The 17,758-nt window shown below is 68.0% G+C and carries 14 protein-coding genes and 1 riboswitch; of the genes, 9 read left to right on the plus strand and 5 right to left on the minus strand.

Annotation, left to right across the window (positions count from 1 at the left end; genetic code table 11):
* Positions 1-76 precede the first annotated feature (76 nt).
* Entirely contained in the window at positions 77-586 is a 510-nt protein-coding gene (locus LXM88_RS23470; RefSeq protein ID WP_262544751.1) for a 6,7-dimethyl-8-ribityllumazine synthase, read from the minus strand.
* Between the two features lie 66 nt (positions 587-652).
* Positions 653-809, minus strand: a riboswitch (FMN riboswitch).
* 436 nt (positions 810-1,245) lie between these two features.
* Between LXM88_RS23470 and LXM88_RS23475 the strand changes: the two genes are divergently transcribed.
* The 4 genes from LXM88_RS23475 to otsA all read left to right on the plus strand — a co-directional run bounded on the left by LXM88_RS23475 (position 1,246) and on the right by otsA (position 7,407).
* Positions 1,246-3,273: a TonB-dependent receptor gene (locus tag LXM88_RS23475; protein ID WP_262544753.1), complete on the plus strand. Its 2,028-nt coding sequence runs from the start codon at positions 1,246-1,248 to the stop codon at positions 3,271-3,273.
* Positions 3,274-3,737: 464 nt separating this feature from the next.
* Positions 3,738-5,357 (plus strand): methyl-accepting chemotaxis protein, encoded by a 1,620-nt coding sequence (locus LXM88_RS23480; RefSeq protein ID WP_262544755.1) that lies wholly within the window; start codon positions 3,738-3,740, stop codon positions 5,355-5,357.
* A gap of 22 nt (positions 5,358-5,379) precedes the next feature.
* Positions 5,380-5,556 (plus strand): hypothetical protein, encoded by a 177-nt coding sequence (locus LXM88_RS23485; protein ID WP_262544757.1) that lies wholly within the window; start codon positions 5,380-5,382, stop codon positions 5,554-5,556.
* Positions 5,557-6,000: 444 nt separating this feature from the next.
* Complete coding sequence (gene otsA, locus LXM88_RS23490; RefSeq protein WP_262544759.1) at positions 6,001-7,407, plus strand: alpha,alpha-trehalose-phosphate synthase (UDP-forming); 1,407 nt, start codon at positions 6,001-6,003, stop codon at positions 7,405-7,407.
* Positions 7,408-7,413: 6 nt separating this feature from the next.
* Here otsA and LXM88_RS23495 read toward each other — a convergent pair whose 3' ends face one another.
* Complete coding sequence (locus LXM88_RS23495; protein ID WP_262544760.1) at positions 7,414-7,881, minus strand: OsmC family protein; 468 nt, start codon at positions 7,879-7,881, stop codon at positions 7,414-7,416.
* 83 nt (positions 7,882-7,964) lie between these two features.
* Complete coding sequence (gene ftsH / locus LXM88_RS23500) at positions 7,965-9,938, minus strand: ATP-dependent zinc metalloprotease FtsH (RefSeq protein WP_262544761.1); 1,974 nt, start codon at positions 9,936-9,938, stop codon at positions 7,965-7,967.
* 473 nt (positions 9,939-10,411) lie between these two features.
* On the opposite strand from ftsH, the gene LXM88_RS23505 reads away from it, so the two are divergent.
* Positions 10,412-12,076 carry an acid phosphatase gene (locus LXM88_RS23505; RefSeq protein WP_262544763.1) on the plus strand — a complete coding sequence of 555 codons (1,665 nt, stop codon included), beginning with the start codon at positions 10,412-10,414 and terminating at the stop codon, positions 12,074-12,076.
* Between the two features lie 127 nt (positions 12,077-12,203).
* On the opposite strand, the gene LXM88_RS23510 is transcribed toward LXM88_RS23505, so the two are convergent.
* Both LXM88_RS23510 and LXM88_RS23515 read right to left on the minus strand, forming a co-directional pair.
* Positions 12,204-13,700 carry an FAD-dependent oxidoreductase gene (locus tag LXM88_RS23510; protein ID WP_262544764.1) on the minus strand — a complete coding sequence of 499 codons (1,497 nt, stop codon included), beginning with the start codon at positions 13,698-13,700 and terminating at the stop codon, positions 12,204-12,206.
* Between the two features lie 386 nt (positions 13,701-14,086).
* Positions 14,087-14,296 carry a hypothetical protein gene (locus LXM88_RS23515; RefSeq protein WP_262544766.1) on the minus strand — a complete coding sequence of 70 codons (210 nt, stop codon included), beginning with the start codon at positions 14,294-14,296 and terminating at the stop codon, positions 14,087-14,089.
* Positions 14,297-14,756: 460 nt separating this feature from the next.
* Here LXM88_RS23515 and LXM88_RS23520 point away from each other — a divergent pair, with 460 nt between their 5' ends.
* Genes LXM88_RS23520 through LXM88_RS23535 form a run of 4 tightly spaced genes read left to right on the plus strand, consistent with a single transcriptional unit; the run spans position 14,757 to position 17,707 of the window.
* Positions 14,757-15,173 carry a nuclear transport factor 2 family protein gene (locus tag LXM88_RS23520; RefSeq protein WP_262544767.1) on the plus strand — a complete coding sequence of 139 codons (417 nt, stop codon included), beginning with the start codon at positions 14,757-14,759 and terminating at the stop codon, positions 15,171-15,173.
* Between the two features lie 3 nt (positions 15,174-15,176).
* Complete coding sequence (locus tag LXM88_RS23525) at positions 15,177-16,034, plus strand: SDR family NAD(P)-dependent oxidoreductase (RefSeq protein WP_262544768.1); 858 nt, start codon at positions 15,177-15,179, stop codon at positions 16,032-16,034.
* Positions 16,035-16,074: 40 nt separating this feature from the next.
* Entirely contained in the window at positions 16,075-16,833 is a 759-nt protein-coding gene (locus LXM88_RS23530; RefSeq protein ID WP_262544769.1) for an SDR family oxidoreductase, read from the plus strand.
* A gap of 40 nt (positions 16,834-16,873) precedes the next feature.
* Complete coding sequence (locus LXM88_RS23535) at positions 16,874-17,707, plus strand: SDR family NAD(P)-dependent oxidoreductase (RefSeq protein WP_318654713.1); 834 nt, start codon at positions 16,874-16,876, stop codon at positions 17,705-17,707.
* The last annotated feature ends 51 nt before the right edge of the window (positions 17,708-17,758 follow it).

Raw genomic sequence — 17,758 nt, forward strand, 5'->3', positions numbered from 1 at the left:
CGTCGCGACGTCTTCCGCCGCGCGGCGGCCTGCCCTGAATCACGCGTACCGCGCGTCGAATCACGCGGCTCGAGCGTCAGGCGGCCTGTCTGGTCGCAGTGGCCGCGGATTCCACCTTGAGCGCCGCAACCTTGCCGATCGTATCGACGCACGCGTGCGCGAGCTCCGCACCTTTCACGAGGAAGTGTTCGTGGAAGAACTTGACGTGCTCGTCCGATCCATGGAAATGATGCGGCGTCAGCACCGCCGACAGCACCACCACCTCGGTTTCAAGCTGCACCTGCATGAGGCCCGAAATCACCGTTTGCGCGACGAAGTCATGGCGATAGATGCCGCCATCGACAACCAGCCCGGCGCAGGCGATGGCCGCGTATTTGCCGGTTTTCGCGAGCAATTTGGCATGCAGCGGAATCTCGAAGGCGCCGGCCACTTCGAAGAAATCGCAATCCGATTCGCTGATGTTCGCGTTGCCCAGTGCATCGACAAACGCGATTCGGCACTGGTCGACGATCTCCTTGTGCCAGCACGACTGGACAAAAGCGATACGGGGAGCGGCAGTGGGGGAAACGTGAGAAACCTGGGTCATCGGCTGATCCTGTGTGAGTTGAATGGGCGCACAGGGACAAGCCGCGTACCTTGCGTACGCAACGAACCCCGCTCTCTCTCATCCGGACTTTAACCGTCGGCCCCGGAATCACACCGGGTCTGCTGACCTTGCCGTGACAATCATCGCCGGCAAGCGCTCGCGGGCTACGCGCAATCGCGCGATTACCGCCGGTGGGGAATTTCACCCCGCCCTGAGAACGTTCGCGGCAAATTTGCCGCGACGGAAATCTATCACAGTCTCGTCGCGCATGTTGCTCGAAGCCGGCTGGCCGGCATGACCCGTTTCATGCGGTCGACGAGCCCGGCGAATGCCGGCCGACGCTTGCCGTCGCCGGTTTTCCGCTCCCGCCACCATTTCGCCGATCCGACAGAAAGCCGACGAAACCCCGCCGTCCGGCTTGGAATTTGAAATGATATAACATATCATTTCGCGTGCTCGGCCACCTGACGCCGTTCCTCCCGGGTGGCCGAGCCTCGCCGAGCCATGTTCCAACGGGTCACTGCGCGTTCCTGACGCAACAATATATCGTATCCAGCCGTGGCCCGCATCGCTCGTTATCCGATCCGATTCCAACCGATTCACCGACCATGCGCGACCTCCCTCGTTTACCGCTTCGCCCGCTTTCGCCCCTTTCGCTGATGATGTTCGCCGCCGTCGCGCACGCGCAGACCGATGCACCCGCCGCGTCGGGCACGCCTTCAACCACGCCCCTCGCACCGATCTTCGTGACCGCGAACCCGCTCGGCGATACCGAACTGATCGCGCCGACCGTCCAGCTTTCCGGCGACGCGCTGACGCGCCGCCAGGCCGATTCGCTCGGCGAAACGCTCAACGGGCTGCCGGGCGTGTCGACCACCACGTATGGGCCGATGGTCGGCCGTCCGATCATCCGCGGGATGGACGGCGACCGGATCCGGCTGCTGCAGAACGGCGTCGCGTCCTACGACGCATCGTCGCTGTCGTACGACCATGCGGTGCCGCAGGATCCGCTGTCGATCGAGCGCGTCGAGATCGTGCGCGGCCCGGCCGCATTGCTTTACGGCGGCAACGCGGTGGGCGGCGTCGTCAACACGATCGACAACCGGATTCCGCGCGAAGCGATCGAAGGCGTGACGGGTGCGCTCGACGCACGCTACGGCGGCGCGAATTCCGTGCGCGCAGGCGCCGCGCAGGTCGAAGGCGGCAACGGCCGTTTCGCGTTCCACGTCGACGCGTTCGACCGCGAAACGAGCAAGCTGCGCATTCCCGGCTACGCACGCAGCAGCGCGCAACGCGCGATCGACGGCCCCGACACGCCGCAGCCGGAAGGCAGCGTGCCGAACAGCGACGGCCGCGTGCACGGCGGCGCGGTCGGCGCGTCGTACACGTGGGCGGACGGCTTCGCGGGCCTGTCGTACAGCGGCTACGAATCGAACTACGGCTCCGTCGCGGAGAGCGACGTGCGCCTGCGGATGCGCCAGGAACGCCTCGCGCTCGCGTCCGAGGTGCGCAACCTGAGTGGGCCGTTCACGAAGCTGAAGTTCGACTTCGCCTACACCGACTACCGCCACAAGGAAGTCGACAACGGCGAGACGGCGACCACCTTCCGCAACCGCGGCTACGAGGCGCGCATCGAGGCGCGGCATCGCAAGATCGGCCCGTTCGAAGGCGCGATCGGCGTGCAGTTCGGCCAGAACACGTTCTCCGCGCTCGGCGACGAATTGCTCGTGCCGTCCACGCGCACGAACAGCGTCGCGCTGTTCGGCCTCGAGGAATGGCAGGTCGTGCCGGCGCTGAAGCTGAGCGTCGGCGGCCGCTTCGAGCATGTGAAGGTCGACCCGGATCCGGCCGGCGTCGAGAAATTCGCGGGCGCGCAGCCGCGCGACTTCAACGCGGGCAGCCTGTCGGCCGGCGCGCTGTTCTCGCTGACGCCGGTGTGGTCGGTCGCGGCGAACGTCGCGTACACCGAACGCGCGCCGACCTTCTACGAGCTGTATTCGAACGGCCCGCACGACGCGACCGGCCAGTTCCTGATCGGCAACCCGAACGCATCGAAGGAAAAGGCCGTATCGACCGACCTGTCGCTGCGCTATGCGAGCGGCCCGAACCGCGGCAGCGTCGGCGTGTTCTACAACCGCTTCTCGAACTACCTGACCGAATACAACACGGGCCGCGTCGTGAACGGCGACGACGAGCCCGTCGCGCCCGGCACCGACGGCGCGCTGAACGAGGCGATCTATCGCGGCGTGCGCGCCGAGTTCTACGGCATCGAGCTGGACGGCAAATGGCGCGCGTTCTCGCGGCGCGGCCATACGGTCGACCTCGAACTGACGGCCGACTACACGCACGCGCGCAACGTCGACACGGGCCAGCCGCTGCCGCGCATCGCACCGCTGCGGGCGACGCTCGCGGCCGACTACGGCTACGGCCCGTTCGGCGCGCGCGCGCAGGTCACGCATGCGTGGTCGCAGCATCGCGTGCCCGACAACGACTTCTCGACGGACGGCTACACGTCGCTCGGCGTGATGCTGACCTACAAGTTCCGCGTCGGCGCGACGCACTGGCTCGCGTACCTGCGCGGCGACAACCTGACCAACCAGGAAATCCGCTATTCGACGTCCGTCGTGCGCGGCTTCGCGCCGGAAGGCGGCCGCAGCGTAATGGCCGGGTTGCGCACCACGTTCTAACCCTTACACGGCTCGCGGCGCCCGCCGCGGGCCTGTCCGGCGCGACGAGATCCGGCGCCGATTACTCTTTATCCCCCATTGCCGCCAACGGCGCGGCCCCGCCGACAACGCGTATCGCCCCCTCCCCGAATGCGCCCGCAAGAAAATTCCGTTATTCATCCATAAATCGAAACAAATTCATCAGACAATTATTAATAAAAGGACGATTTTTGTTTCACCAATAAAACCGGTTTCAAATTCCGCGTATAAACATATGAGTCACGGGCGATATGCGTTTTTTTGACCAGGATCAAGAACGCCCGCCCGGAAAGGCTCTCATTGATAGAAAAACTAATATCAGGGTTTTCTAAGGGTAAAGAATCATTCTGCATACCCGTTAATGTCGGCACGAGCCCGTATCTGGTCGAACAATAAATTCCAATCGCTAACCACTCGCGCAGGGGCATAACATGAAAATCGCCAGAATGAGCATCAAAACAAAACTCCTTGGCGGCTTCGGCCTGCTCGCCACGGTCGTCGTGATCGTGTCGGGCATGGCCCTCAAGGCGCTGTCCGATACGAACGCCGAGTTTTCCCGCTACATGAACGGCATCAACGCGCGGGCGAACCTGTCCGCGCAAATCCGCACCGCGGTCGACCGTCGCGCGATCGCCGCGCGCAATCTCGTGCTCGTGACCAAACCCTCCGACATCGAGCTCGAACTGGCCGAAGTGAACCAGGCGCACAAGGACGTACAGGACCATCTGGCAAAGCTCAAGGAGATGATGGCGAACGCGACCGACACATCCGATCGCGCACGCGAACTGGTGGCCGACATCGTGCGCATCGAAACCCTGTACGGGCCGGTCGCGCTGCGTATCGTCGGGCTCGCGCAGGCCGGCAAGAAAGACGAGGCGACCGCCGACATCGACGAAAATTGCCGCCCGCTGCTCGCGCAGCTGGTGCGCGCGACCGACGCGTACGCGGCTTATACGCATGAACGCGGCGTCGCGATCGCGCAGCAATTCGCAGACCGCTACGCGATGGAGCGCAACGTGCTGGCCGGCATCAGCCTGATCGCCGTCGCGATCGCGGCCTGCGGCGGCATGTGGCTCACGCGCAAGATCACGACGCCGATCGGCTCGGCCGTGGACGTCGCGCGCACGGTGGCGAACGGCGATCTCGGCAGCCGCATCCAGGTGACCGGCAACGACGAAACGCGCGACCTGCTCGACGCGTTGCGGACCATGAACGAGCGGCTGATCGGCATCGTCGGCCGCGTGCGCGATTCGTCGAACAGCATCGCGCACGCAGTGAGCGAGATCGCGTCGGGCAACCTCGACCTGAGCCAGCGCACCGAGGAACAGGCCGCGTCGCTGCAGGAAACCGCCGCGACGATGGAAGAATTCACGTCGACGGTCCGGCTGAACGCGGAAAACGCGCAACAGGCCAGCACCCTCGCCGCCAATGCGTCGGATGTCGCGCAGCGCGGCAGCTCGGTGGTCGGCCGCGTGGTCGACACGATGACGGAGATCGGCCAAAGCTCGTCGAAGATCGCCGACATCACGGGCATCATCGAAGGCATCGCGTTCCAGACCAACATCCTCGCGCTGAACGCGGCCGTCGAAGCGGCGCGCGCCGGCGAACAGGGCCGCGGCTTCGCGGTCGTCGCGAGCGAGGTGCGCAGTCTCGCGCAGCGTTCGTCGACGGCGGCGAAAGAAATCAAGGAGCTGATCTCCGTGTCGGTGCAGACGATCCAGGACGGCTCGGCGCTCGCGGGCGAAGCCGGCAAGACGATGTCCGACGTTACGCAGGCCGTCGCGCGCGTGACGGACATCATGGGCGAGATCGCGGCCGCGTCGGCCGAGCAGAGCCGCGGCATCGACCAGGTGAACCTGACGATCACGCAGATGGACGAGACGACCCAGCAGAACGCGGCGCTCGTCGAGCAGGCCGCCGCCGCATCGAAGTCGCTCGAAGCGCAGGGTCGCGAGCTGTCCGAAACGGTCGCCGCGTTCCGGATGCCGTCCGGCGCACACGCGACGTCGCCGGGCGCGCACGCGCACGAGGGCGACACGCGTCGTTGGCAAACGGCAGCCGCGTAACGGATGCGGCAAGGAGACGACGATGCGCACGCTGTTCCGGTTGTCCGCCTCCGTCGCGCTTGCGCGTACCGCGCGATGCGCGGCCGCGCGCGGCACGTGGTGCGGCCGCGCATCGTCGTCATCCAGCGAGCCAGGTGTGCGCGCACGACGTCGCGCGGCGCCGATCCGCGTCGCGCGTTCGCGGCACACGGGCGTGTAGCCCGCGCATCGACGCAGACGCATCGAAAGCCTTCACCATCGATCGATACGGCATCGTGCACGTGTGCAAAAGGGCGCAAGCAGCACGCATGTACGCACACCGGCACGAACGATCGCGCCGGATTATCTCCATCCGCTGCTGTGCAGTACATACGCTGCGTTTGCAGCGCCGCACACGTTTCGATCCGGCCCATGCATCGCGCGTTGCCACACCGATGTCATGGATATCGCGCTGCATTCGCGCGCGCGCCGCTCGCCGATGCAGACTTTTAAAACGCACGAATGACGAGTATGCTTAAAAAAGCACTCCCCGTTCGGACGGCGAATCGCGTGCCCTGACTCCCGTCCGATCGCATTGCGGCCCCATCGCAGCACGTCGATGGCGGCGTCCGCTTCGCGCCGCCGGCCGCACGAACCTTTCCCCCAACAATCGTCAGGAGAGCTGGTGAGCCGACTCGTCGTCGTATCCAATCGCATCGCAGACCCCCGTAAAGCCGCGGCCGGCGGCCTCGCCGTCGCCGTGAAGGACAGCCTGCAGGAAACCGGCGGCGTATGGTTCGGCTGGAGCGGCAGGCTACGCGGCGGCGACGATCAACCCTCGCATGGCGACGAGGTGCAGATCCAGAACGTCGGCGGCATCCAGCTCGCGACGATCGATCTCGATCCGCAGGATTACGACGCGTACTACCTCGGCTATTCGAACAACGTGCTGTGGCCGGTGTTTCACTACCGGCTCGATCTCGCGCAGTTCGACCGGCGCTTCGCCGACGGCTACCGGCGCGTGAACCAGTTGTTCGCGCGCAAGCTGCGCACGCTGCTGCGGCCCGACGACATCATCTGGGTACACGATTACCAGCTGATTCCGCTCGCCGCCGAATTGCGCGCGATGGGCTGCACGAATCCGATCGGCTTCTTCCTGCACATCCCGATGCCGCCGCCGCCGATCATGGCCGCGATCCCGGAACACGAGTGGCTGATGCGCTCGCTGTTCGCGTACGACCTCGTCGGCTTCCAGACCGAATCGGATCTGCTCCACTTCGAGCATTACGTCGAAGCGGAAGCCGGCGCCGCGCGGCTGCCGGACGGCCGCCTGCGCGCATTCGGCCGCACGCTGTCGGCCGGTGCGTTTCCGATCGGCATCAACGTCGACGAGTTCGAGTCGCTCGCCCGCGATCGCGACGGCATCGACATGTTCGACCGGATGCGCGACGAATATTCGCGCCGCCAGTTGCTCGTCGGCGTCGACCGGCTCGACTACACGAAGGGGCTGCCGCAGCGCGTGCATGCGTTCCGCCAGCTGCTCGAACAGTATCCGGAGAACCGCAACCGCGCGACGCTGATCCAGATCGCCGCGCCGAGCCGCGAGGATCTCGGCGCATACGACGACCTGCGGCGCGAGATGGACAGCCTGTGCGGCGCGATCAACGGCGACTACGGCGAACTCGAGTGGATGCCGATGCGCTACATTCACCGCACCGTCGCACGCAAGCGCTTGCCGGGCCTCTATCGCGCGAGCCGCGTCGCGCTCGTCACGCCGCTGCGCGACGGGATGAACCTCGTCGCGAAGGAATTCCTCGCCGCGCAGGACGCGGCCGACCCGGGCGTGCTCGTGCTGTCGCGTTTCGCGGGCGCGGCCGAGCAATTGAAATCGGCGTTGCTCGTCAATCCGTACGACACGCAAGGCACCGCGCAGGCCATCCAGCGCGCGCTCGCGATGCCGCTCGAAGAGCGTCGCCAGCGCCACTCCGCGCTGATGGCGATCGTGCGCAAGACCGACGTGCACTGGTGGCGCACGCGTTTTCTCGAAGCGCTCGCGGAAGCGGCCGAAGTCGCCGCGGCCACCGAGCACTGACCGCACTCACCCATTCGTCGCCGCGTATTCGAGCGCCGCGCCGTTCGCATCGCACAGGTCGACCGAGATCGGGATGCCCGCGCGCATGCTCTCGGTCACCACGCAATACGCATCGAACCGGTCGAGCACGCGCGTCGCCGCCGCGAGATCGGCCCACGCTTTTCCGATCGACAGCCGCACCGCCATCGCGCCCACGCGCACCCTGCCCGATTCGTTCTGCACCATGTCGACGTCGATATGCGCGGCAATCGGCTGCGGATCGACATGCTGCTTTTTCAGCGCGAACAGCAGGCTCGCCGCAAGGCAGCTCGCGACCGCCGCGGCAAGCAGCCGGACCGGATTCGGCCCGCGCCCGTCGCCGAGCGGCGGCGGCTCGTCGATGAGCACCGGCGACAGCGTCGTGCCGGCAAACGAGACTTCGAAGCAAAAACGCGCCTGCTGCGCGACCTTGACCGATACGTGCGGCTCGCTCATGGCGACTCCGTGTCTGGAAAGGGGGAAAGGAATTCCGGCGCAGCGCCGCATCGGCATGCGCCGTTCGCAGGCTTGCGGAACATTCAGCGTTCGGGCTCGCGACGCGACCCGTACGCGATGAAATCGCGCTCGACCGCCGACGCCTGCTCCGGCGCGAGCGCGTCGCCGCGCGGGCCGGCATCGCCGTCGGGTGCCGCTGCCTCGGACGACGGTTCGATACGCCCGTCGATCAGTGCCTGCAGCGCGTTGCGTTCGAGCACTTCGCATTGCAGCAGCCGTCGCGCGATGCGTTCGAGCGCATCGCGGCGTTCGCCGAGCGTCGCCGCGACCCGCGCATGCGCGTCGGCCAGCAGCGTGTGCACTTCGTCGTCGATCATCTGCGCCGTGTGCTCGCTGCAGCGTCCGGCGCCCGGATGCCATGCGCCGGGCATGCCCTGGCGCGCATCGCCGTCGTCGAACGACACGAGGCCGATCTTGTCGCTCATCCCGTACTGCATCACCATGTGGCGCGCCATCGCGGTCGCGCGTTCGAGATCGTTCTGCGCGCCCGTCGACACGTCGCCGAACACCAGCTCTTCGGCCACGCGCCCGCCGAGCAGCGCATCGATCCGGTCGAGCAGCTCGCTCCTGCGCAGCACGTAGCGATCCTCGGTCGGCACCTGCTGCGTATAGCCGAGCGCGGCCACGCCGCGCGGAATGATCGACACTTTCTTCACCGGATCGCAATGCGCGCGGCTTTCCGCGACGAGCGCATGGCCGGCCTCGTGATACGCGATGGTCAGCTTCTCCTGCGCGTTCATCACGCGGCTCTTGCGTTCGAGGCCCGTCAACGCGCGGTCGATCGCCTCGTCGAAGTCGGCCATGCCGATCGCCGGCTTGCCGAGTTCGGCCGCATGCAGCGCGGCCTCGTTGACGACGTTCGCGAGATCGGCGCCGACGAAGCCCGGCGTGCGCGACGCGAGTTCGCCAAGGTCAACCTCGGCCGCGAGCTTCACGCGCTTCACGTGTACGCCGAGGATCTGCCGGCGGCCGTTCACGTCGGGCCGGTCGATCGCGATGTGGCGATCGAAGCGGCCCGGCCGCAGCAGCGCGGGATCGAGGATCTCCGGCCGGTTCGTCGCGGCCATGATGATCACGCCGGAGCCGGCCTGGAAGCCGTCCATCTCGACGAGCAACTGGTTGAGCGTCTGCTCGCGTTCGTCGTTGCCCGACATCGGGCCGACGCCGCGCACCTTGCCGAGCGCATCGAGCTCGTCGACGAACACGATGCACGGCGCCTTCTGCTGCGCCTGCTCGAACAGGTCGCGCACGCGCGCGGCGCCCACGCCGACGAACATCTCGACGAACGCCGAGCCGCTGATCGAGAAGAACGGCACGGCCGCCTCGCCGGCCACCGCGCGCGCGAGCAGCGTCTTGCCCGTGCCCGGCGCACCGACGACGAGCACGCCCTTCGGGATCTTGCCGCCGAGCCGCTGGTAGCGGTCGGGGTTGCGCAGGAACGCGACGAGCTGCTGCAACTCGGCCTTCGCCTCGTCGATGCCCGCGATATCGTCGAACGTGATGCCGGTTTCCTGCTGCACGTACACGCGCGCGCGGCTCTTGCCCATCCCGGTGAAGTCCTGCAGCCCGCCGCGCTTGCGCAGCATCATGTTCCACACGAACACGAACAGCACGAGCGGCAACAGCCACGACGCGAGCGACGCGATCCAGCCCGTGTCGGGCGTGCCGTGAAAGCGGATGCCGGCGGCGGTCAGCGTGTCGGTCAGGTGCTCGTCGGTCACGCGGTTGGTCGTGAAGCGCCACGGCGCGCCGGCCTGCTGCACGGCCGCGGCTTCGGACGCCGGCAGCACCGTGGCGGCCTGCGGCATCTTCAGCGTGCCCGTGATCGACGCGGGGCCGACCTCGAGATCGTCGACGAGGCGCGCCGCGACGAGCCGGTGGAAATCGCTGTATGCGATCGACGCCGACGCCGGGTGCAGCATCAGCAACTGCGCGGCGAACAGCACGAAGAAGCCCGCCGCGATCAGCAATCCCGGGTAGTCGAATTTCTTGTCCATGGCATCGGCCCGGCCGCACGCGCGGTGCGGCGCGCGCTCACGCGGGCAACCGCGCGCGGCCGGCGCGCGGCATCGGCGGCCATGCGGAAACGGCAAACATCCGCGTCATCGTCGCCTCGCTGTGTCGCCTCGTTTCGTCGCATCGATGACACCGCGGCGGCGCCGTCGGCCGGCGCCGTCGGGCGGTCCTCGCCCGGGCGGCACGCCGCGACGTGCCGCCCCTGAATTCAGTCTAGCTCGCGCGCGCGCGTCGCGCATCGCCTGCCGCGCGAGTCGAATCGTCCGACAAACACCTTTCGTCGGCGGCCCCTGCCGCGTTATAGTCGCGTTCGTGACATTTTTATGACAAATGAGCCGCGCGCGCTGGTTGCGCGATGCCGGCCGTTGCTTTCCGTCCCGCATCGCGGCAGCCTGAGCGACGCCACCGCGCATCGAACGACATCGCCAACCCGCTCATTCGAGGAGCCCACGACGTGACCGACACCCCCGATCGCCCCGACGACCTTCCCGCCGATCCCGACCGCCGCCGTGTGCTCGGCGGCCTCGCCGCACTCGGTGCAGGTGTCGCGCTCGGCGGCTGTGAAACCACGGCGGGCAGCACGCCGCGCTCCGCCGCCGACCTGCGCATCGACGAAGCATTGCGCCAGCGCGTGCGCCACATCGTCGTGATCTACGCGGAAAACCGCAGCTTCGCGAACCTGTACGGCGATTTCCCGGGCGTGCGCCATCCGCTGAGCGAGGTGCGGCCCGAGCACGCGCAGCAGCTCGATCGCGACGGCAAGACGCCGCTGCCCGTGCTGCCGAAGATCTGGGGCGGGCTCGTGCCACAGGCGCAGGAAGTGGACGGCAAGCGCTACGCGATCGCCGAACGCGACATCGACAAGCTGCCGAACGCGCCGTTCCGGATCGCCGATGCGCAAGGCAAGCCGCTGCCGAACGGCGTGATCACGCGCGACCTGTGGCACCGCTTCTACCAGAACCAGATGCAGATCGCGGCCGGCCGCAACGACCAGTTCGCCGCGTGGGCCGATTCGGGCGGCCTCGTGATGGGCCACTACCGCAATTCGGCCGACACGCTGCGGCTGTGGAATCTCGCGCGCCAATACACGCTGTGCGACAACTTCTTCATGGCCGCTTTCGGCGGTTCGTGGCTGAACCACATGTTCCTGATTTCCGCGCAGGCGCCGCTGTATCCGGACGCGCACAAGCATCCGCACGCGGCGAAGCTGCTGTCGAAGGTCGAAGGCGACGATCCGGCCGGCACGCGCCTCGCGCTCGCCGCCGATTCGCCGGCGTCCGCGCTCGACGGCCCGCCGAAGTTCGCGGGCGACGGCCCGCTGACGCCCGACGGCTACGGCGTGAACACGATGGCGCCGCCGTACCAGCCGAGCTACGTGCCGCCGCCCGACCCGGGCAACGCCGCGTATGCGGATCCGGACGACCATCGCGTGCTGCCGCCGCAGGGCTACGCGACGATCGGCGATCGCCTGTCCGAGAAGAACATCGACTGGGCGTGGTACAGCGGCGCGTGGCAGTACGCGCTCGAGCATCGCGACACGGGCACCGTGCCTGATTTCCAGTACCACCACCAGCCGTTCAACTACTTCCGCAACTTCGCGCCGGGCACCGACGCGCGCCAGCGGCACCTGCGCGACGCGGGGCTCGGCGACGAGCCGTCGACGAACCGCTTCATCGCCGACATCGACGCGGGCCGCCTGCCGGCCGTCACGTTCTACAAGCCGCAGGGCAACCTGAACATGCATGCGGGGTACGCCGACATCGAATCGGGCGACCGCCACATCGCGACCGTGATCGACCATATCCGGCGCGGGCCGCAATGGGACAACACCGTGATCGTGATGACGCACGACGAGAACGGCGGCTGGTGGGATCATGTCGCGCCGCCGGTCGGCGACCGCTGGGGGCCGGGCTCGCGGATTCCGGCGCTCGTGATCTCGCCGTTCGCGAAGAAGGGTTTCGTCGATCACACGCTGTACGACACGAACTCGATCCTGCGCTTCATCAGCCGCGTGCACGGGCTCGCACCGCTCGACGGCGTGGCCGCACGCAACAACGCGTTCGCCGCACGCGGCGAGACGCCGCCGGGCGATCTCACGAACGCGCTCGATCTCGGCTGACGGACGGTCGGCCGCTTGGCCGCGTGGGCGGTCGAGTGCTTGAAGGCTTGAAGGCTTGACCGCTTGAAACGACGACGCCCCGGGCAAAACGACCGATTGCCCGGGGCGTCGTTCATTTGCGGCTACGCTATGCAGCGCTACGCAACACGTCGCGCACCGCGTGCGCCGCGTGGCGGCCGGCCTGCCGGCCGAAGAACGTCGCGTCGGCCAGCGACAGCCCCGAGCTGTACCCTGCGCCCCAGCGCGGCAGCCCGCACGTCGTGCGGCCGGCCGCGTAGAGGCCCGGCACCGGCGCGCGCGCCGCATCGAGCACCTGGCCGGTCGGCAGCGTGTCGAGCCCGCCGAGCGTGAAATGCGGATAGAACGCATAGTCGATCCGGCAATCGAGCGCGACGAACGGCGGCTCGATCAGCGGCTGCAGCCACTTCTTCGCCTTGTGGAACAGCGGATCGACGCCTTCGGCCGCATGGCGGTTGTACACGTCGACGGTCGCCGTCAACGTGCCGGCCGGCATCTGCAGGTCGCGCTCGACTTCCTCCCAGGTTTCACCGGCCGCCGCGATGCCGATCCGCGCGATCGCGGGCGGCTCCTGGTACGTCGCGTGGTCGACGAGCAGGTAGATGCGGTCGTCGGCCTGGTGGAACGCATGATGGCCCGTCCGGCCGTGATAACCGTCCTCGTTGATGAAGCGCTGCCCGCGCGCGTTCACGAAAATGCCCTTGATCAGCGATTCGGGCGCATAGAACGGCAGGCTGACGAACCCCTGGTCCATGTGGATCGCCGCGCCGCCCGCGCTCTGGCCGAGCAGGATGCCCGAACCGTCGTCGCCGGGGCTGCCGATCGGCTCGTCCGAGCGCAGGAACTGCGGCGCATGCCGGCGCACCATGTCGCGGTTCATCGCGAAGCCGCCCGCGCACAGGATCACCGCGCCGCGCGCACGCACGAACACCGTTTCGCCATATGCGCGCAGCACGACGCCGCGCACCGCGCCGCCGTCGTCGACGATCAGCGCGAGCGCACGCGTGTCGTAACGCGTGGCGACGCCGAGCGCGGCCACGCGTTCGGCCAGCACGCGCATCAGCATCTGCCCGCCGCCCCAGCCCGGCCATTGCGGCGTGTGGCCGCGCGGGCACGGCTTCGCGGCCTCGCTGAACGGCCAGGCTTCCTCGCTGCCCGACCAGATCAGGCAGTCGTCGGTTTCCGGTTCGACGATCCGCTCGGCGATGAACGTGTTCTTGTACGTGAGACCCTGCGCGACGAGCCAGTCGTGGTGTGCGAGGCTTTCGTTCGCATAGAGGCGCACCTTCGCGTCGTCGGCGTCGCGGCCGCCCGCGAGCATCAGGTAGCGGTACAGGTCCTCGGTGTCGTCGGTGAAGCCGGCCTGCCGCTGGGCAGGCGTGCCGCCGCTGCCGCCGAGGTAGATCTCGCCGCCCGACAGCGCGCTCGTGCCGCCGTAGCTCGATGCGCGCTCGACGATCAGCGTGTCGGCACCGGCGCTCGCGGCCTCGATCGCCGCACAGGCGCCGGCCGCGCCGAAGCCGACGATCACGACATCGTGTTCGGCGTCCCAGCGATGCACGTCGCGGGCGTTCAGGGGGCGAGTCAGGGAATAGTCTGATGACATGGGGAATGGGTCAGCGTGAAGGAAATCTGCGGGAAGCGAGGAGCGTGGCGCTGGCCTGCCGGATTGGTCGCCTGACGCGGGGGCCGCGCGTTGTCACGGCGCCGAGTTATCGCGTTTTCGCGTCGTCACGGTGCCGCGTTGTCGCGTTGTCGCGTTGTCGCGTTGTAGCGTTGTCGCGTTGTCGCGTTGCCGATACGAGCGCACGGCGGTGTTGATGCAAGCCGTGCGCCGTGTCGGGCGCGGCGAAAGTCGAACGGCGTGAAGCGGGACCGGCCGCGCAGCCTGGCCGATGTGCAACGATTACTTGGTGCCCCTCGGCGAAAGCTGCCCGTGCGCGATCGCGCCGCAACGGCGTCCGGTTGGCGCGGCGCGCGGCCGCGCCGGCGTCACATGCCGCGCAGCGCGGCGAAACCGAAATGCGACGGATCGATCGGCACGCAACCGGCCGGCAAACCGTTCGGGTCGACCGAGCGGCATTGCAGGATGCCGGCCGCATACGGCGGCGACGGGACCTGGTCGGCTCCGTATCGCGCCATTGCCATGGCAGCGAACGTGCCCATCGCCAATACGCACAGTTTGCGAGTCGTCAGTCTCATGATCGTCGTCCCCTCCGGTTGGCCGCTTGTGCGGTTCGTGTCCGGCGCGCATCGCATGGAGCGCCGGATGACTGCACGGTAGCCAGCGCCCGGCCGCCGGCCATCGTCCATTCCGACTAGGGGGAAACGCTGAGCGGGCGCCACACGACATGCGGCATCGCAGCATCGCCGCCAACGAATTCGCACGCATCGCGCAAATGCGGCACGACGCGCGCCTTTCGCTACCTGCCGCGGCAATCGTCGGACACATGCCGCCCATCTGCCGCTGCGTCGCACCATCGATACGCCATCGCACGGCGCGCGGCGGCCCGCCCCGGTGTTTTCCCCGACCCTCGCCCTGCTCCGTATGGATGACGAGTCTCGATCGGTTCGATGCGAACCTGCGCATCGACGTCGCAATGCCGCCGCGTCCGCACCCGCGGCGCGGCCGACTCTTTCCGTTCTTCCACGGGAGTACTGCATGACCGATTCGAATCCCCGCCACGCGCTGTACGAACTTGCGTGCCGCTACGCGCAAGCCGTCGACCGGCGCGACTGGCCGCGGCTCGCTTCCCTCTTCACCGCCGATGCGCAGCTCGCCGGCCCCGGCTTCCGCTTCGACGACCGCGACGCGATCGTCGCGGGCATGCGCGTGATCGAGCGCTACGAGACGACCCAGCATCACGTGCACAACCAGCTCGTCACGCTCGATGGTGGCGAGGCCGACGTCGAGACCTACGGCATCGCGTGCCACGTCTACGTGCGCGACGGCGTGAAGCGCAAGCTCGACTGGGGCCTGCGCTATCGCGACCGCTGCGTGTTCGACGGCGGCACGTGGCGCTTCGCCGCGCGCACGCTGCACGTCGACTGGTCGCAAGACCTGCCGCTGGAGGGCTGAACGATGCGCACCTCCGCTCCCCTCGAAGGCCGCACCGCGCTCGTGACGGGCGGCGCCGGCGGCATCGGCGCGGCCTGCGCGCATGCGCTCGCCGCCGACGGCGCGGCCGTCGTGCTGATGGGCCGCCGCCGCGACGCACTCGAACGCACGCAGCGGCACCTGACCGACGCGGTGCCCGGCAGCCGCGTCGCGATCCACGCGGGCGACGCGTGCGACGAAGCCGACCTGCAAGCCGCGCTCGACTGCGCTTGGGCGCTCGACAACCGTCTCGACATCGTCGTGCCGACCGTCGGCGGCGCCGGGTTCCGGCCGCTGCTGATGCACGACGCCGACAGCTTCCGCGCGGAAATCGACCTGAACCTGCACAGCGCGTTCGCCGCGATCCGTCATGCGGCGCCGCGTCTGGCCGACAGCGGCGGCGGCGCGATCGTCTGCATTTCGTCGACCGCCGCGCAGATCAATTTCCGCTGGCTGTCCGCGTACTGCACCGCGAAGGCCGCGCTCGAAGCGCTCGTACGCGGCGCGGCCGAGGAACTGGCCGGCGCGAAGATCCGCGTGAACGCGGTACGCCCGGGCCTCACGCGCTCCGAAGCGACCGCGCCGATGTTCGACAACCGCGCGCTCGTCGACAGCTTTCTCGAACAGATTCCGCTCGGCACGCTCGGCGAACCGGAAGCGATCGCGCATGCGGTGCGCTATCTCGCCGGCCCCGAGTCGGGCTGGGTCACCGGCCAGAGCTTCGCGGTCGACGGCGGCCACGAGCTGCGCACGAACCCGCGCGTCGACGACACGATCGCGCAGATCTACGGCACGGCCGCGCTCGATGCAGTCAAGGCCGGCCGCGCGCCGGGCGCCGCATGAGCGCCCGCCTTCTTTCAACGTCACAGGAATTCGACCGACCATGAATCGAGTCGCAAACAAGGTCGCGCTGGTCACCGGCGCGGCAAGCGGCGTCGGCCGCGCGGATGCGCTGCTGCTTGCCGCCGAAGGCGCGCGCGTCGTGCTGACCGACATCGACGAGGACGCGGGCCGTGCGCTCGCCCGCGAGATCGGCGACGCGGCACTGTTCGTGCGCCACGACATCGCCGACGAAGACGGCTGGCGGCACGCGATCGCGTCGACGCTCGAGCGCTTCGGCCGTCTCGACGTGCTCGTCAACAACGCGGCGATCTGCCCGGTCGGCTCGATCGAGGACACGAGCCTCGACACGTGGCGGCGCGTGATGCGCACCAACGCGGACGGCTATTTCCTCGGCTGCAAGTACGCGATCGGCGCGATGAAAGGCAACGACACGCCGGGCTCGATCGTGATGATGTCGTCGGTCGCCGCGCTCGGCGGGCTGCCGATGATGTGCGCGTACACCGGGTCGAAAGGCGCGGTGACGGCGCTCGCGCGCAGCGTCGCCGTGCATTGCAAGCGCAGCGGCTACCGGATCCGCTGCAACTCGATCCATCCGGACGGAATCTGGACGCCGATGACGCAGGCGCTGATGCCCGACCTGGATCCGGCCGCGCTCGGCATCGGCAGCGATCCGATGGCGCGCATGTGCGACCCGCAGGACGTCGCGAATCTCGTGCTGTTCCTTGCGTCCGACGAATCCCGTTTCGTGAACGGCGCGGAACTGCGGATCGACAACGCACAACTGGTGTCGTCGCTGTGACGCGGCTCGACGCTCTTTCATTCAAAGGAGTCCTTCGATGATTTCATTCACCGGCAAGACCGTGCTGATCACCGGCGGCGGCGCGGGCATCGGCCGCGCCTGTGCGGAAGCGTTCGGCGCGGCCGGCGCACGCGTGGCCGTGGCTGAGATCGACGCGGCGCGCGCGCAGGACGTGCGGCACGTGCTCGAAGCGGCGGGCGTCGACGCGCTCGTACAGACCGTCGACGTCACGCGCCGCGACGAGGTCGACGCGTTCGCGCGGACGGTCGACGCGCGTTTCGGCGGTCTCGACGTGCTCGTCAACAACGTCGGCGATTTCCTGCAGATCGCGAAGCCGTTCGACGACTGTACCGACGACGATATCGCGCGGCTGTTCGACGTGAACCTGCGCCAGGTGTTCATCGTCACGCGCGCAATGCTGCCGTTGCTGCGCAAGCGCGGCGCGGGCAGCAGCATCGTCGGCGTGTCGTCGATCGAAGGCTTCCGCGCGATTCCGAACTGCACCGTGTACGCGTCGTTCAAGGCCGCGCTGACCGGCTTCACGAAAAGCCTCGCGCTCGAACTCGGGCCGGCCGGCATCCGCGTAAACCAGATCGCGCCCGAAACCACCGAGACGCCGCAGGTGCCCGTCAGCGCGATGGTCGCGGCCGAACACCATGACCACATCCCGCGCTGGATTCCGCTCGGACGCTTCGGCGTGGCCAGCGACATCGCGGGCGCCGCGCTGTTCCTCGCGAGCCCGCTCGCCGCGTGGGTCACCGGCACGACGCTGCACGTCGACGGCGGCGCGCTCGCGGCGGCCGGCTGGTATCGCGACCCGAACGGCTTCTGGACCAACATGCCCGTCGTCACGGGCAACGGCTTCAATTTCTGAGCGACGCGGCGCACGCGTTCGCGTGCGCGGCTTCCCCCGTTCATTTCACGC

The sequence above is a fragment of the Burkholderia sp. S-53 genome (assembly GCF_025560745.1).
Taxonomy (GTDB): Bacteria; Pseudomonadota; Gammaproteobacteria; order Burkholderiales; family Burkholderiaceae; genus Burkholderia; species Burkholderia pyrrocinia.